A 14,480-nucleotide genomic window follows, 5' to 3' on the forward strand; every position below is an offset into this window, starting at 1 on the left:
CCGGAGCTCAAGGCCGCGCTGAAGAAGCAGGGCCGCGACGACATCATGATCATCGTCGGCGGCGTGGTGCCGCCACAGGATTACGATGCGCTCTACGCGGCCGGCGCGGAAGCCATCTTCCCGCCGGGCACGGTGATCGCGGACGCGGCCGAGGAGCTGATCCGCAAGCTGAACGCCCGGCTCGGGCATAGCGAGGCGGCAGAGTAATTCGGCCGCCGCTCGGCAATCCGCCCATTCTTCACCGAGACCGCCGACAACGACGCGGCCATGACCGCAATGGTGAAGGGGGTGACTGCATCGCTCATGGTCGCAAAGATGAAGCGCGATGCGAGCGCGACTGCGACGACTGGTTCGCGGAATTGAAGCGGAGCCTGCTCAGATGGGCGCGGTGACGTTTGCGTCCTCAACCGAGGCGGGCAAGACTCCCGGCCTCGCCTTCCACTATTCCACGCATGAGGGCCGCGTTGCCCGCAGAGCGCTGGTAGCGCTACCTTGCAGCCGCGCCGCAAAGCCGACTAGAATGTCGCCATAGACAAGAGCGCCCGACGTCGTGGGCGCCGCTGGGAGGCATTGATGTCCAAGATTACGCGCCGCAGCTTTGCGGCTTCATCTGCCGCAGTCGCGGCATCCGCCGCATTCGGTCTCACACCCGTACGCGCGCAAACCTATCCAGCGCGGCCCGTCACCGTGATCGTGCCCTGGGGCGCGGGCGGCGGCACTGACGCGACCGCGCGCATTGTCGCAGCGCTTCTGGAGAAGGATCTCGGCCAGCCCTTCAACGTGGTCAATCGCACCGGCGGCTCCGGCGTCGTCGGCCATACCGCGATCGCGACCGCGCAACCCGATGGCTACACCATCGGCATGCTCACCGTCGAAATCTCGATGATGCACTGGCAAGGGCTGACGGAGCTGGCGCCGAAGAGCTACACCCCGCTGGCGCTGATGAACGAAGACCCCCCGGGCATCCAGGTCTCCTCCTCCTCGCCCTACAAGACGGTGAAGGAGCTCGCGGAAGCCATCAAGGCGGCCCCTCCCGGCAAGTTCAAGGCCTCCGGCACCGGCCAGGGCGGCATCTGGCATCTGGCGCTGGTCGGCTGGATGCAGGCGATGGGCCTGCCTGCCAACCAGGTCGCCTGGGTGCCGTCCAACGGCGCCGCACCCGCGATGCAGGACCTCGCCGCCGGCGGCCTCGACCTCACCACCTGCTCGGTGCCGGAAGCCCGCGCCATCATCGAGGCCGGCAAGGCCAGGAGCCTTGCTATCATGGCGCCGGCGCGCAATCCCATCTTCAAGGACGTGCCGACGCTGAAGGAGGCGATGGGCATCGACTACGCGACCGGCGCCTGGCGCGGCATCGCCGGGCCGAAGAACCTGCCGCCGGAGATCGCAACGAAGCTCACCGCGGCGCTGCAGAAGGTCTACGACTCCGCCGAGTTCAAGGACTTCATGAGCAATCGCGGCTTCGGCACCGTGTGGGGCGATGCCGGCCAGTTCGCAAGCTTCATGGACAAGGGCGACGCCCAGATGGGCGAAGCGATGAAGGCGGCGGGTCTGAGCAAGGCGTGATCTTGTCACCTCTCCCCGCTTGCGGGGAGAGGTCGAATTTGAGCGCAGCCCAAATTCGGGTGAGGGGGAGTCTCTCCAAGTCCAGCTTTCACCGCCAACGCGGACGCAGCCCCGGACTCCACCCTCTCTCCGTAAGAACGGGGTGAGGGATAAGAAATCTCATAGGATCCTCCCATGCGCCTTCCCGACTCCGTCACGGGATCGTTTCTCGTCGTGCTCGGCACAGCAGCCGCCTATGGCGGCTGGCTGCTGCCGCCGGTGCCCGGGCAGCCGGTCGGCCCCAACGTATTTCCGCTCGTGATCGGCATTGGGCTTGCGCTGTGCGGACTCGCGATCGTGTTCGGGATCGGTCACACCTTCGAAGAGGCGGAAGAGCTGATCCCGCTCGAGGATGGCCAGGCAGCGGCTGCCCCGCCGCCTCAGGGAAAGTTGTACGGCCTGCGCGCGCTGCTGCCGCCGGCGCTGTTGCTGTTCTACGTGGTCGCGGCCGACCGGCTCGGCTTCATCATCACCGCGGCGATCATGGTCTACGTCACCTCGACCGCGTTGGGGGCAAAGTGGAAGCTGGCGCTGCCGCTCGCAGCGCTGGCGCCGTTCGCCATCCACCTCATCTTCGGCAAGCTGCTGCGCGTGCCGCTTCCCGCCGGCCTGTTGCCGACACCCTGGTGACCCCATGCTGAAAACCCTGATTGAAGCGTTCGCACTGATCTCCACCTGGGAGGTCATCATCGCGATGTTCGCAGCCTCGGTGTACGGGCTCGTGATCGGCTCGCTGCCGGGCCTGTCGGCGACGATGGCAACCGCCCTGCTCGTCCCCGTCACCTTCTATCTCTCGCCGATCGCGGCGATTGCGACCATCGTGGCGGCCTCCTCGATGGCGATCTTCTCCGGCGACATCCCCGGTGCGCTGCTGCGCATCCCCGGCACGCCCGCCTCCGCCGCCTATGCCGACGAGGCTTACGCCATGACCCGGAAGGGACAGGCCGAGTTGGCGCTCGGGGCCGGCGTGTGGTTCTCGGCCGTGGGCGGCATCGCCGGCGTGCTGTCGCTGATGATTCTGGCGCCTCCGCTAGCCGAGATCGCGCTCTCGTTCTCGACCTTCGAGTATTTCTGGCTGGCGCTGCTCGGCCTGATGTGCGCGACGCTGGTGGCGCGCTCCTCGCCGGTGAAGGCGATCGCCGGCATGTTCCTCGGTCTGCTGGTCTCCTGCGTCGGCATCGAAAATCCCGGCGGCGTGCCGCGCTTCACCTTCGGCCTCACCGATCTGTTCGGCGGCATCGAGCCGATCCCCGCGCTGGTCGGCGTGTTCGCGGTCGCCCAGGTGATGCGCGCGATGCTGACGCCCGAGCCGCCGCCGCTGCCGCGGCGCAAATTCGGAAGCATCATGGCCGGTCAGTGGAAGCTGACCAAGAAATACCATTGGCAGATGACGCGCGGGAACATCGTCGGCATCATCATCGGCGTGCTGCCCGGAGCCGGCGCCGACATGGCCGCCTGGGTGTCCTATGCGATGTCGAAGCGCTTCTCCAAGGAACCGGAGAAATTCGGTACCGGCCATGTCGAGGGCCTGGTCGAGGCCGGCGCCAGCAACAATGCCAGCATCGCCTCGGGCTGGGTGCCATCATTACTGTTCGGCATTCCCGGCGACACCATCGCTGCGATCGCGATCGGCGTGCTCTACATGAAGGGGCTCAACCCCGGACCGACGCTGTTCACCGAGAAAGCGTCGAGCATGTACGCGATCTATCTGATGTTCATCATCGCGAACATTTTGATGATCCCGCTCGGCATCGCCATGATCCGGGTTGCCGCCTACATCCTGCTGGCACCGCGCTCCGCCATCATGCCCATCATCATGCTGTGCTGCGCAGTCGGCTCGTTCGCTATCGGCAACAACATGTTCGGCGTCGTCACCGTCGCCGCCTTCGGCGTGATCGGCTATGTCATGGAAGCCAACGGTTATCCCGTCGCCGCGATGGTGCTCGGCATCGTCATGGGCACCATGGTCGAGCAGGCCTTTGTCACTTCGCTGATCAAGTCGGACGGCAGCATTTTGCCGTTTTTCGAGCGCCCCGTGGCCGCGATCCTCGCCGCCATGGCGATCGGGGCGCTGCTGTGGCCGGTGATGGTCTGGGTGTGGCGAAAGCTGAAACCGGTGCGGACCGGAGTGGCGGCGACATCCCGGTGATATCGGGCGGGCGGCCCTCGCCTGCCCCACGCGGGCGTTGTAAAGCAGGGCATGGTTGAGAAAAAGCCTTCACTGGACATCAAATCCCTCGCCCATGACCTTCGCGCCGGCAGCCGCGCGGCGCTGGCGCGGGCCATCACGCTGGTCGAGAGCCGGCGCAGCGACCATCAGGCGCTGGCGCGCGAGCTGGTGCAGATGCTCTTGCCTGACACCGGCAGAGCGCTACGCGTCGGCATCACCGGCTCGCCCGGCGTCGGCAAATCCACCACCATCGACGCGCTCGGCATCCATCTGATCGAACAGGGTCACAAGATCGCGGTGCTCGCAGTCGATCCGTCCTCAGCCCGCAGCGGCGGCTCGATCCTCGGCGACAAGACGCGGATGGCCCGGCTGTCGGCTTCCGACGATGCCTTCATCCGACCCTCGCCGTCCTCGGGCACGCTCGGCGGCGTCGCGGCCAAGACACGCGAGGCGATGCTGCTGTGCGAGGCGGCCGGCTTCGACGTCGTGCTGGTCGAGACCGTCGGCATCGGCCAGTCCGAGACCGCGGTCTGCGACATGACCGATTTCTTCCTGGCCTTGATGCTGCCAGGCGGCGGCGACGAATTGCAGGGCATCAAGAAGGGCCTGGTCGAGCTCGCCGACATGATCGCGATCAACAAGGCCGACGGCGACAATCTCAAGCGCGCCAACATCACCGCCGCCGATTATCGCGGCGCGCTGCATATCCTGACGCCACGCTCCGAGCACTGGCATCCGCCGGTCGAGACCTATTCGGCGCTGACTGGCGACGGCATTGCGAAGATCTGGCAGAAAGTCCTCGATCACCGCAAGGCGATGAATGCCTCCGGCGACTTCGCCGCACGGCGGCGCGAGCAGCAGGTGAAATGGATGTGGTCGATGCTGGAGCAACGCATGCTGGCGCGGTTGCGCAGCGAGGCGTCGGTGCGAACCAAGGTCCGGAAGATCGAGACCGAGGTGGCCGACGGCCATCTCACGCCGGCGCTCGCCGCCGAAAAGATCCTGGAGTTGCTGCAATGAGCGACAAGCTCCGCGTTCTCCTCACCGCCTTCGGCCCGTTCCCCGGCGCGCCCTACAATCCGACCCAGCCGCTGGTCGCCCGGCTGGTGCAATTGCGCCGTCCCGCACTCGACGATGCCGCGATCTCCAGCCACATCTTCCCAGTCACCTATGCCGCGGTGGACCGGCAATTGCCGGAGGTGCTCGCGAAAGAGAAGCCCGACGCGCTGCTGATGTTCGGCCTCGCCGCACGCACGCCCTATCTGCGCATCGAGAGCCGCGCGCGCAACGCCGTCACCATGCTCTGGCCCGATGCCGCCAACACCCGCTCGAGCAAGCGCGGCATCGCCGGTAATGCGGACGCGCTGATTTTCGGCCCACACACCGCAAGGCTGCTGCGCGCCGCCCGCCTCACCGGCATCGACGCGCGGCCCTCGCGCGACGCCGGCGCCTATCTCTGCAATTACCTGAGCTGGCGCGCGATCGAAAACGTCAGGGGCGGCGGGCCAAAGCTCGCCGCATTTATCCATATTCCCCTGCTCGCGCGCAGTGGCGCCGTGCGCCGCAAGGGCGCGCCGCGGATCACGCTGGAGGAACTGGTGGACGCCGGGGAAGCGATGCTGATGGAGATGGTACAGTTGGCACGGAAGGCTCGGAACACGACTGTGTAAACATTTAACCCTACCGCGAACAATCCTCACGGCCCCAGCCGCGCGGTCCCGTTTTTGCGCTACCTAACCGCTGCGGACCCCCGCGTCCGCCGGAGGACGCGTCATGGACCTCAATCGCCGCCATCTCATTGGAGCATCGACCGCAGGCCTCGCCGGCGCGCTCGCGATACCAGCCGACGCCGCGCGTGCGGCGCCGCTGACGTCGCTGCTCGGCCGCGATGCCACGCAATATGGCGTGCGGCCCGGCAGCAGCGAGGATCAGACCCGCGCGCTCCAGCGGGCGATCGACGAGGCTGCGCGGGCGCAGATGCCGCTAGCGCTGCCACCCGGCATCTACCGCAGTGGGTTGCTACGCTTGCCAAATGGCGCGCAACTGATCGGCGTGCGCGGCGCGACAAAATTCGTCTTCACCGGCGGGGCCTCGGCGATCCAGAGCGACGGCTCCGATGCAATCGGCCTTTCCGGCATCACCTTTGACGGCGGCGGCATTCCGCTGCCGACGCGGCGCGGGCTGATCCAGATCCTCGGCGGACGCGACGTCCGCATCACCGATTGCGCGATCACCGGCTCCGGCGGCAGCGGCATCTGGCTCGAGCAGGTCTCCGGCGACATCTCGGGCAACATCTTTACCAACATCGCGGTGACGGCAGTGGTGTCGTTCGACGCCAGGGGTCTCAGCGTCTCCCACAACACCATCACCGGCACCAACGACAACGGCATCGAGATCCTGCGCACGGCCATCGGCGATGACGGCACGCTGGTCACCGATAACCGCATCGAGGACATCAAGGCCGGCCCCGGCGGCTCCGGCCAGTACGGCAACGCCATCAACACGTTCCGCGCCGGCAACGTCATCGTGCGCGGCAATCGCATCAAGAACTGCGATTACTCCGCCGTGCGCGGCAACTCGGCCTCGAACATCCACGTCACCGGCAACAGCGTCAGCGATGTGCGCGAGGTCGCGCTCTATTCGGAATTCGCTTTCGAGGCCGCGGTGATCGCCAACAACATTGTGGACGGCGCCGCGGTCGGCGTCTCCGTCTGCAATTTCAACGAAGGCGGCCGCATCGCCGTGGTCCAGGGCAACATCATCCGCAATCTGATCCCGAAGCGGCCGATCGGCACCGCGCCGGATGACGATGCCGGCATCGGCATCTACATCGAGGCGGATTCATCTGTCACCGGCAACGTGATCGAGAACGCGCCGTCCTACGGCATCGTCGCCGGCTGGGGCAAATATCTCCGCGACGTCGCGATCACGGGCAACGTGATCCGCAAGGCACTGGCCGGCGTCGGGGTGTCCGTCGTGCCCGGCGCCGGCACCGCGCTCGTCAACAACAACATGATCTCGGAAACCCCGCGCGGCGCCGTGGTCGGGCTCGATCATGCGCGCGCCGTGACGTCCGATCTGTCGGTGGACGGCGCCCAGCGGTTTGCGCAATTGGTGGTCGGCGGGAATGCGGTGCGGCGATAGCTGCCGCTGCTCGCCTCCTCCCGAACGCTAGAACGCGTTCCGCAGCAGTGGATACTTCGCTTCGAGCCCGTCGAGGCTGAAGGTGAACTCAACCAGGCGCTCGGGGGCTGCGACAATTTCGGCTGCCGGCGGAGAGAACTGCGGCAGAAGCGCCGCCATCGCAGCCAGCGCCTTGGGCGCTGCCGTCGCGGCCGGCACCTTGGGCCCCGTCATCGCGACGGGCGCGGTGGGCGGCGCCATGGCAGCCGGCACTTGGAGCGGTGCCATCGGGGCAGGCGCGGCGACCCGCGCGGCCGGGGCTTCGGAGATGTCGGCGAGAACGCCCGGCTTGGGATCGAGCCTGACCGGCACTGCGGTCTCCGGGACGATGTGCACGGCCTTCGGTTGCACTGTCTGCGCCTGCTGCTCGCGCGGAAACATGCGGGGCATGGTCGCCGGCGACCAGCCGAATGCGGGCGACACGCTCGCGGCCGCCGTGGCGACGTCAGCGCCGGTGGCAAGGGCGCGCCAGGTCTGGACGGCGAGCTTCGCTTCCTGGATGTTTTCGAGAAATGCGATCTCGGAGTGATAGCGGCGCCAGCGCCCGGTCTCGAACATCTCGGAGAGATGCACCAGCCGCTGCTCGGCGAGAGCGCACCAGCGTGCCGCAATGTCGCGGCCAATAGCCACGTCGCGAATAGCCTCTTGGCGATGTGTCATAAATCAGCCCGTCAGGAGAAAATACGGACGCGACGCAACGCACACGAATCAATTTAGACGCGACGTGAATATTTTGTGGAAAAGTTTTGACTTGTCCAGCAACGACGATGTTTTCGTCGCCAAACTCCGTAGTCGTGCGGAGATTCAAGCGGTTTTGGAGTCAAGCTTCGCACAAGCATAGCGCGCTTGCGGCGTGCCGGCGGAGCAGTGGCGATGAGTGAGCCACGATCTCTCAACCGGAAGCTGATCTCGCGCAGGCTTCGAGGGATTGGACGCCCAAAAAGAAAAGACCCGTCCGGGGGGACAACCGGACGGGTCGAGCCATATGGGCGCTTGGGGTGGATGGGCGCTCGCGCCTGATATGACTTATGGGGAGGGATAACCGCTCCCACATAATTTGGTCGTGGCAGCGGGCCGAACGTTCAATGCGGCGTTTGATTTTTCAACCTTCGCGCCGCGCGCAAAGTTGTCGGAGCCGCTATCGCGTCGCCGGCCTATCCGCCTGAGAAACCGTGGCTTTATCCTCGGTGCTCGACAACGAGGGTTGCTCTAATGCGCGGATGCCAGGCTCGTCGCGACGCTTCTCGATATCTTCACGTTTTGTTGTACCGGATGCGGCCGCGACCGGCGTCGCGCCGGCGGCGGGAACGGCCATGACCGCGGCAAACGCGTCGGCCTCGCCATCGCCGAACAGATCATCACGCCCGGGTGAACCGAGGTCACGCGCCGTCTTCGCCAGCGTCGTGCGCAGCGCTTCCGGCTTCAAGGCGGAGTTGCGCTCGAGCAGCAGCGCCGCGACGCCGGAGACATAGGCGGCCGAGAACGAGGTGCCCGACGTCATCTGGTATTTGCCGTCAGGCGCCGGCAGGAAGATATCGACGCCGGGGGCCGCGACCGCGATGTAGTTGCCACGGTTGGAGGCGGTGAACAGCCGGTCCTGCTGGTCGGTTGCGCTGACCGCGATCACGTTGGGATTGGCGGCCGGATAGAGCGGCGGCGACTTCGCGCCGGCATTGCCGGCGGCTGCGATCAGCACCAGGCCACGCGCGGCGGTCGCCGCGATGGCCCGCTCGATCACCGCGTCTTTGGGACCGGCAAAGCTCATGTTGACGATCTGCGCGCCGTGCTCGGCGGCATAGTTCAGAGAGCGCAGGATGATGTAGGACGAGCTCTCGGCCCCGCCGGTGGTGCCGCCGAAGGCGCGGATGGCGATGATGCGCGCCTCGGGCGCGCTGCCCATCAGCTTGGCATGCGCCACGATGGCGCCTGCAATGCCGGTGCCATGAATGTGCGGGCCTTCGGCGCTACCGAGCGCATCGAAATTGTCGGCAATGGAATTGGCAAGTTCCGGATGTCGGGCGTCGATGCCGGAGTCGATCACAGCAACCGTCACATTCGCGCCATGCGCGAGAGTATGTGCCTGCGGCAGGCGGAGCTTGGCCAGCGCATATTGCGCGGGATCTCCCTCGGTCGGCACCGACGATTTCTGGTCCTGGAGCAGGTAGCGGAAGTTCGGCTGGACCGAGCGCACGCTGCCGTCGGCCGCGAATTCACGCCGCACCGTCGCGGAGGGCCGGCCGTCGGTGATGCGGAACAGTCCGAACGTTGCCCCGATCAGCGGAAAATTCTCGGAAGTCACGCGAGTCAGGCCATGGCGACGCGCAAGCTCGTCGGCCTCGGTCGACGACAGCCCGCCATCGATCTCGGCGACGAATTCGTCGGCGAAGGTACGCAAATCCGCGGCGACGGGCGCGTTGTTGCCGCGCCGCTTTCCGGCGGTCTTCTTGCCCGATTTGCCCGAGCCATCGCCGCCTGCGTTCTGCTGCGCCAGGCATTCGCCGGCGGCGTCGCGATCGGGCGCGGTACAGGCGGGATAGAGGTTCGGGGAGTAGCGCGCATAAGGCAACACCGGCGTCGGTCCCATCCGCGCCGAAATCCTCGTCGTCACGATCGGACCGGGACTACGGCCAACAGCCACCGCAACACCGGGACCGACGCGTGCGGCGATGCCAGGAGAAATGGTTGGCATTCGGGAGGGGACGCTGATCGTCGGCGTGCGCATGATCGCCTGCGCCTGCGCAACCTCGACGCCGAGACAGGCGGCGAGCAAAAGCGCGGCTGCGACCGACGAAGCGCAGACCCCGGCTCTTACTCCACTTTCGGACTTGCGCGTCATCAGCTTGGAAGCGCCTTACGGCGCCGCGACGGCGAGGTTGACGAACTTCTCGCGCTGCATCTTGCCAAGCAGCGAGTTGAGTTCGTCACGGCTCATCGCCTTGTCGAACTGGAGGCGGAACATGCCGCCCTTGGCATCACCGATGATCGAAGCCTGGTAGCCGTCGAGCAATGCGGTGATGTCGGCGACGCGCGCCTCGGGCGTGAAGCGTACCAGCGCGCGCGCTGGCGGGACGGTCGTGCCGAGGTCGCGTGTGATCGGAGCGCTGGTCGAGAGCGAAGCAGTCTGGAAGGTCGCAGTCTGGGTCTGCGTCAACACCGCGCCGATGATTCCGGCTTGCAGCACGAGGGCCATGGCGCCAAGGCTCGCCGACCAGGCGAGAGTGCGCGGCGACAGGCTCGCAAAGAAGGTGGCGATGCGCGCCGACAGCGGCAGCGAACCGGCCGCCCGCGCGGGCTCGGCGTCGATCGCCGCGAACAGCTTCTGCATCGCGCGCGCCGACGGAGCACCCAGGCTCTCGTTCAGATGAATGGTCTCTTCATACTCGCCGCGGATCGCGGCATATTGCTTCGCGAGCTCGGGATCGCGCGCTAGCGCCTCGTCGACGCGGCGCGCATCGCGCGGGTTCAGCGTGCCGGCGGCGTGCCACGGCAGCAGCAGTTCAATTTCACCGGGCTCTTGCTCCAGCATCTTCTTGCTCAAAGCCATCATGGCCAGCCTCGCTCAATGCCGGCTGCCTTCAGCAGTTCGGCCAATTTCTTGCGCGCATAGAACAAGCGCGTCTTCACAGTGTTCTCCGGGATGCCAACGATTTCGGCCACCTCTTCCACGGATTTCTCGTGGTAGTAGACGAGATCGACGATTTCCCGATGATCCGGCGAGAGGCCCGTCAGACACTCCCGCAACGCTTCACTGGTATCCTTCTTCTGCACCGCCGTTTCCGGATTGTCGGACGTGTCCTCGATCGCGTTCGCGGCGTCGTCGTCCAACTCAAAATCCTTCCTGCGCCGAAGCGCAGACAGGGCCTTGAATCGGGTAATGGCCAGCAGCCAGGTGGAAACGGCGGATCGGCCCTCGAACTTGCCGGCTTGACGCCAGACGTCGAGAAATACCTCACTGATGAGGTCTTCCGCCGCCTGCTCGTCCCGCACGAGCCGAAGGCCGAACCGATACACCCTGACATGGTGCCGCCCGTACAGCACCTGCATGGCGAGCCGGTCGCCTTGAGCGATCCTGGCGATCAGGATCTCGTCCGAAGCCGCTTGTGTCACGCTCAAAGGCCGTCTCGCAAGATTGGTCGGGTCGATGCGGCAGACGGTTCGACGGGAGGGGTAAAATTGTTCACCCTACCGCAGTCATACGGGAGGCTGTGTGATCTACCCCACATACGCGAAATTTCCTTTTGCCACCCGCGGCTGGGCGCCGCGCTCAAGAACGGTAACATAGTAATGAAGCACTTTCCTGAGCAATGCCGTCCAGCATAGAGGGGCCGACGTGCATGGAACCTTAGCAGCCTAGCACGACATATGTCTTCCGAAGCCCTGCTTTGGCTCGACCGCGTCGCACACGACGCCTCATGGCCGGCAAATTCCTCGGCCGCTCGACGTCCCCGCTCCTGCGCTGCACAGCGTGGATTCGGTTTCGAAGGATACCAAACCTAAAGGCTTGCCACGTAGATTTTTGGGCTGACATCCACCATTGGGCGGGACCATGAGCACGGCTGCGACGTCCTTTCCCGAGAGGAATGCCGCTGAGGCCGCGGATCTCGCCCTGACGACCGCTGCAGCGGCACCCGAGGTCCTGGCGCGCCGGATCCGGCAGCGGCGCCAGATGTATGTCGGCCAGGTGGCGAGCTACTCGCTCGGCGCCTCCGTCCTGCTGCTCTACGCCTATGACGGCGTCATCTCCATGGGTGTTCCGTCACTGTTCTGGCTCGGCGGCCTTCTGACCATCGGAACCTTCACCGTGCTATCGGAAGCGGGCTTGGGCGACCGGTTCGAGGATCATTACCTCACCGTCTTCCAGATCTCGGCGCATATGTCGCTGCAGCTGCTGTTCCTGCTCGCGGTGCCGACAGTCGGAGTTGCGTTCCTTGCCGTGCTGTTTCTGATCTTCGCCTTCGGCACGCTTCGTATGACACCGAGCCAGGCGATGCTCACCTGGGGCCTCGCCACTTGCGGGCTCGCCTTGGTCTTCCTCGCCTCGGACTTGCCAATCGGACTGCCGGTTACGACCCAGCTGCAACGGGCCGCCTCGATGCTGTGCTTCGTGCTGGTGATTGGCCAGTGCGCCTTCCTCGGCCTGTTCGGCGCCACGCTGCGCAAGATCCTGTACCGGCGCAGCATCGAGCTGAAGGCCGCCTATCAGCGCATCGAGGAGCTGGCGGAGCTCGACGAGCTCACCGGCTCCTACAACCGCCGCTGCATCATGCGGCTTCTCGACGCCGAGATCGAAAAATCGCGGCAGACATCGACCCCTTGCGCGATCGCACTGATCGATCTCGACTGGTTCAAGCGCATCAACGACGCCCATGGCCATCCCGTCGGCGACGAGGTGCTGCGCACCTTCGCAATCACCATTTTCGCCAACATCCGCCCGGCCGACTGCTTCGGCCGCTACGGCGGCGAGGAATTCTTGCTGCTGCTGCCGGGGACGGACGTCGATGCGGCATCGCGCACGCTCGATCGGCTGCGCGGCATCGTCGCCGATCTGGACTGGAGCGCATTCTCCCCGGGCATGCGCGTGACCATTTCCGCGGGCGTCGTGACGCTGCGCGACAACGATACCGCCGACACGTTTCTCGTGCGCGCCGACAGCGCGCTCTATTCCGCCAAGGCACAAGGGCGCAACCGCATTGCAACCAGCTGATCAATCCATTTTCTCCCGGCGCGACCGAAGCCGCTGCCGGGCCGAACGCTCCAGGACAGGGCAATGAGATCCAAATCCGCCAAATCATCCGAGAATCTGCTCGAGGAATTGCAAACCGCGCTCTCGCACGGCACCGTCGCGCACCGGGTCGAGACGCTGCGCCGCGTCACCGATCTCTTCGTGGGCAACGCCTCGGACTATTCCGACGACCACGTTCGTGTGTTCGATGACGTGTTCCAATGCCTGATCGAGCAGATCGAGACGTCCGCCAAGGCGCTGCTCGCCGACCGCCTCGCACCGATCGCGGCTGCGCCGCCGAAGATCATCCGCACGCTCGCGCTCGACGAGGTGATTGAGGTTTCCGGCCCGGTGCTGTCGAAATCCGAACGGTTGGCAGAGGAGATCCTGATCGAGATCGCACGCACCAGGGGTCAAGCCCATCTCAAGGCGATCTCGCTGCGGCGGGTGCTGTCGGAAGCGCTGACGGACGTGCTGGTGACCCGCGGCGACGAGGACGTGGTGCAATCGACCGTCAGCAATCCGGGTGCCCAACTGTCGGAGGGAAGTCTCGCCGACCTCGTGACCCGCGCCGAGCGTGACGACGACCTCGCCAGTTGCATCGGCCTGCGGCCCGACTTGCCCCGCCATCATTATTTGAAGCTGGTCGCAAAGGCCTCCTTGGCCGTGCGCAGGAAGCTGGAGGCCGCGCACCCGGAGTTCGCGGACGACGTGTCCAGCGTGGTCCAGGAAGCGGCCCAGCGAATCCGCGCCGCCAGCATGACCAGGCAGACCGAGAGGGCGCGCGCGCTGGTGAAGTCGCTGCACGAGGACGGCCGCCTCACCGAGCTCCAGGTCGCCACCTTCGCGGAGCAAGGCAAGTTCGATGAGACCAATGCGGGGCTCGCGGCGCTTGCGGGCGTCGCAGTCGAGACCGCCGAGACCATGATGATCGAAAGCCGGGTCGAGGGCGTGATGATCCTCGCCAAGGTCGCGGCCATGCAATGGTCGAGCGTCCGCGCCATCATTGCCCTGCGCGAGAAGCTCTCAGGCGGCTCGCAGACCGACATGCTGACGCTGCGCGACGCTTACGAGGCGCTGCGCAGCTCGACGGCGCAGCAAGTGCTGCGCTTCCACCGCATGCAGCAGGGCGCGACGCCGGCGGCGTGAAGCCGGCAAGCTAGTAGCGTAGGACCTTCGCCCCCGCCAGCGCGCCAATTGCCGCCACCAACGCGGTCGCGAGCGTGTACCAGGTCGCGACGAACAGCGGCGAGTCGTCGGTACAGTGTGAAGCGTACAGCGTCGCGGCAAGGCCCGCCGACACCAGGCCAGCGAGCGCCCCGGCGAGTGCGGGATGGGACGGCGCACCGTGGCGAAGGCCGAACAGGGCCCCAGCAAGCAGCGGCAGCGACATCGCAGGGATTGCGAACAGGCATACCCTGGAATTCTTGCCCATCAGTCGCATCGTCATCGGCATGGCCGGCGCCATCATCGCCTCGCTGCCGATCGCCACCGCGAGCAGCCCGACCGGCAGCAGCAGTAGCCAGCCCCAGCCACGCAGCAAGGCCTCGGGACGCGACAGATGCAGGCTGACGATGATCGCCGGGATCGCGAGCGACAGCGTGACCGCGAACTTCATGTCGAAGAACGGGTTGTGCATCGCGCTCATCACGTCGTGACGCACACCGAGAAAGGTGGCGAAGATCAGGATCGACAGCGGCGCAGCGACCAGCAGCGCCATGGTCAGCACCGCGCCGACGCGCGGCGGACGATGGGCGTTGTCGGCCGCGAGCGAGCGAATGAGTTGATCGGTGTCCATGA

At 65.9% G+C, this 14,480-nt stretch carries 13 protein-coding genes and 1 pseudogene; 9 read left to right on the plus strand and 5 right to left on the minus strand.

The genetic code is table 11. From position 1 onward, the window contains the following. The 7 genes and pseudogenes from ACFQX9_RS07800 to ACFQX9_RS07830 form a co-directional block, all read left to right on the plus strand. Positions 1 to 207, plus strand: a pseudogene (locus ACFQX9_RS07800) (hypothetical protein); the annotation flags it as partial. Between the two features lie 366 nt (positions 208 to 573). Next, positions 574 to 1,566 (plus strand): tripartite tricarboxylate transporter substrate binding protein, encoded by a 993-nt coding sequence (locus ACFQX9_RS07805; protein WP_377787616.1) that lies wholly within the window; start codon positions 574 to 576, stop codon positions 1,564 to 1,566. A 174-nt stretch (positions 1,567 to 1,740) separates the two neighbouring features. After that, on the plus strand, positions 1,741 to 2,235 hold the full coding sequence (locus tag ACFQX9_RS07810; protein ID WP_007608177.1) for a tripartite tricarboxylate transporter TctB family protein: 495 nt from the start codon (positions 1,741 to 1,743) through the stop codon (positions 2,233 to 2,235). A gap of 4 nt (positions 2,236 to 2,239) precedes the next feature. After that, on the plus strand, positions 2,240 to 3,754 hold the full coding sequence (locus ACFQX9_RS07815) for a tripartite tricarboxylate transporter permease (RefSeq protein WP_085352261.1): 1,515 nt from the start codon (positions 2,240 to 2,242) through the stop codon (positions 3,752 to 3,754). Positions 3,755 to 3,805: 51 nt separating this feature from the next. Next, positions 3,806 to 4,795 carry a methylmalonyl Co-A mutase-associated GTPase MeaB gene (gene meaB / locus ACFQX9_RS07820; protein WP_018456883.1) on the plus strand — a complete coding sequence of 330 codons (990 nt, stop codon included), beginning with the start codon at positions 3,806 to 3,808 and terminating at the stop codon, positions 4,793 to 4,795. Further along, positions 4,792 to 5,445 carry a pyroglutamyl-peptidase I gene (locus ACFQX9_RS07825; protein WP_018456884.1) on the plus strand — a complete coding sequence of 218 codons (654 nt, stop codon included), beginning with the start codon at positions 4,792 to 4,794 and terminating at the stop codon, positions 5,443 to 5,445. The genes meaB and ACFQX9_RS07825 overlap by 4 nt, the downstream gene beginning before the upstream one ends. Positions 5,446 to 5,548: 103 nt before the next feature. After that, the gene (locus ACFQX9_RS07830; RefSeq protein ID WP_377787621.1) at positions 5,549 to 6,919 is read left to right on the plus strand and encodes a TIGR03808 family TAT-translocated repetitive protein; all 1,371 of its coding nucleotides are present in this window, start codon (positions 5,549 to 5,551) and stop codon (positions 6,917 to 6,919) included. 27 nt (positions 6,920 to 6,946) lie between these two features. Here ACFQX9_RS07830 and ACFQX9_RS07835 read toward each other — a convergent pair whose 3' ends face one another. From ACFQX9_RS07835 to ACFQX9_RS07850, 4 genes are all read right to left on the minus strand, one after another. Beyond that, on the minus strand, positions 6,947 to 7,588 hold the full coding sequence (locus ACFQX9_RS07835) for a TIGR03809 family protein (RefSeq protein ID WP_018456886.1): 642 nt from the start codon (positions 7,586 to 7,588) through the stop codon (positions 6,947 to 6,949). A gap of 508 nt (positions 7,589 to 8,096) precedes the next feature. Continuing rightward, the gene (locus ACFQX9_RS07840) at positions 8,097 to 9,794 is read right to left on the minus strand and encodes a S8 family serine peptidase (protein WP_085352259.1); all 1,698 of its coding nucleotides are present in this window, start codon (positions 9,792 to 9,794) and stop codon (positions 8,097 to 8,099) included. Positions 9,795 to 9,809: 15 nt separating this feature from the next. Beyond that, on the minus strand, positions 9,810 to 10,505 hold the full coding sequence (locus ACFQX9_RS07845) for a hypothetical protein (protein ID WP_026233260.1): 696 nt from the start codon (positions 10,503 to 10,505) through the stop codon (positions 9,810 to 9,812). Continuing rightward, complete coding sequence (locus ACFQX9_RS07850; RefSeq protein ID WP_007593582.1) at positions 10,502 to 11,071, minus strand: sigma-70 family RNA polymerase sigma factor; 570 nt, start codon at positions 11,069 to 11,071, stop codon at positions 10,502 to 10,504. The genes ACFQX9_RS07845 and ACFQX9_RS07850 overlap by 4 nt, the downstream gene beginning before the upstream one ends. 433 nt (positions 11,072 to 11,504) lie before the next feature. On the opposite strand from ACFQX9_RS07850, the gene ACFQX9_RS07855 reads away from it, so the two are divergent. Both ACFQX9_RS07855 and ACFQX9_RS07860 read left to right on the plus strand, forming a co-directional pair. Next, positions 11,505 to 12,662, plus strand: a complete 1,158-nt coding sequence (locus tag ACFQX9_RS07855; RefSeq protein WP_085352258.1) for a GGDEF domain-containing protein — start codon at positions 11,505 to 11,507, stop codon at positions 12,660 to 12,662. A 63-nt stretch (positions 12,663 to 12,725) separates the two neighbouring features. Further along, on the plus strand, positions 12,726 to 13,829 hold the full coding sequence (locus tag ACFQX9_RS07860) for a DUF2336 domain-containing protein (protein WP_085352257.1): 1,104 nt from the start codon (positions 12,726 to 12,728) through the stop codon (positions 13,827 to 13,829). 10 nt (positions 13,830 to 13,839) lie between these two features. Here ACFQX9_RS07860 and ACFQX9_RS07865 read toward each other — a convergent pair whose 3' ends face one another. Then, a complete protein-coding gene (locus ACFQX9_RS07865) occupies positions 13,840 to 14,478 on the minus strand; it encodes an NrsF family protein (protein WP_085352256.1) in 639 nt (212 codons plus the stop codon). Positions 14,479 to 14,480: the final 2 nt, after the last annotated feature.

It is taken from the genome of Bradyrhizobium sp. GCM10028915 (assembly GCF_042666195.1).
GTDB lineage: Bacteria > Pseudomonadota > Alphaproteobacteria > Rhizobiales > Xanthobacteraceae > Bradyrhizobium > Bradyrhizobium canariense_D.

Excerpts from the sequence above, each read along its gene's own strand:
- ACFQX9_RS07815 (WP_085352261.1), top strand. The coding sequence starts at position 2,240 with ATGCTGAAAACCCTGATTGAAGCGTTCGCACTGATCTCCACCTGGGAG.
- ACFQX9_RS07845 (WP_026233260.1), bottom strand. The coding sequence starts at position 10,505 with ATGATGGCTTTGAGCAAGAAGATGCTGGAGCAAGAGCCCGGTGAAATT.
- meaB (WP_018456883.1), top strand. The coding sequence starts at position 3,806 with ATGGTTGAGAAAAAGCCTTCACTGGACATCAAATCCCTCGCCCATGAC.
- ACFQX9_RS07825 (WP_018456884.1), top strand. The coding sequence starts at position 4,792 with ATGAGCGACAAGCTCCGCGTTCTCCTCACCGCCTTCGGCCCGTTCCCC.
- ACFQX9_RS07830 (WP_377787621.1), top strand. The coding sequence starts at position 5,549 with ATGGACCTCAATCGCCGCCATCTCATTGGAGCATCGACCGCAGGCCTC.
- ACFQX9_RS07865 (WP_085352256.1), bottom strand. The coding sequence starts at position 14,478 with ATGGACACCGATCAACTCATTCGCTCGCTCGCGGCCGACAACGCCCAT.
- ACFQX9_RS07855 (WP_085352258.1), top strand. The coding sequence starts at position 11,505 with ATGAGCACGGCTGCGACGTCCTTTCCCGAGAGGAATGCCGCTGAGGCC.
- ACFQX9_RS07810 (WP_007608177.1), top strand. The coding sequence starts at position 1,741 with ATGCGCCTTCCCGACTCCGTCACGGGATCGTTTCTCGTCGTGCTCGGC.
- ACFQX9_RS07860 (WP_085352257.1), top strand. The coding sequence starts at position 12,726 with ATGAGATCCAAATCCGCCAAATCATCCGAGAATCTGCTCGAGGAATTG.
- ACFQX9_RS07840 (WP_085352259.1), bottom strand. The coding sequence starts at position 9,794 with ATGACGCGCAAGTCCGAAAGTGGAGTAAGAGCCGGGGTCTGCGCTTCG.
- ACFQX9_RS07805 (WP_377787616.1), top strand. The coding sequence starts at position 574 with ATGTCCAAGATTACGCGCCGCAGCTTTGCGGCTTCATCTGCCGCAGTC.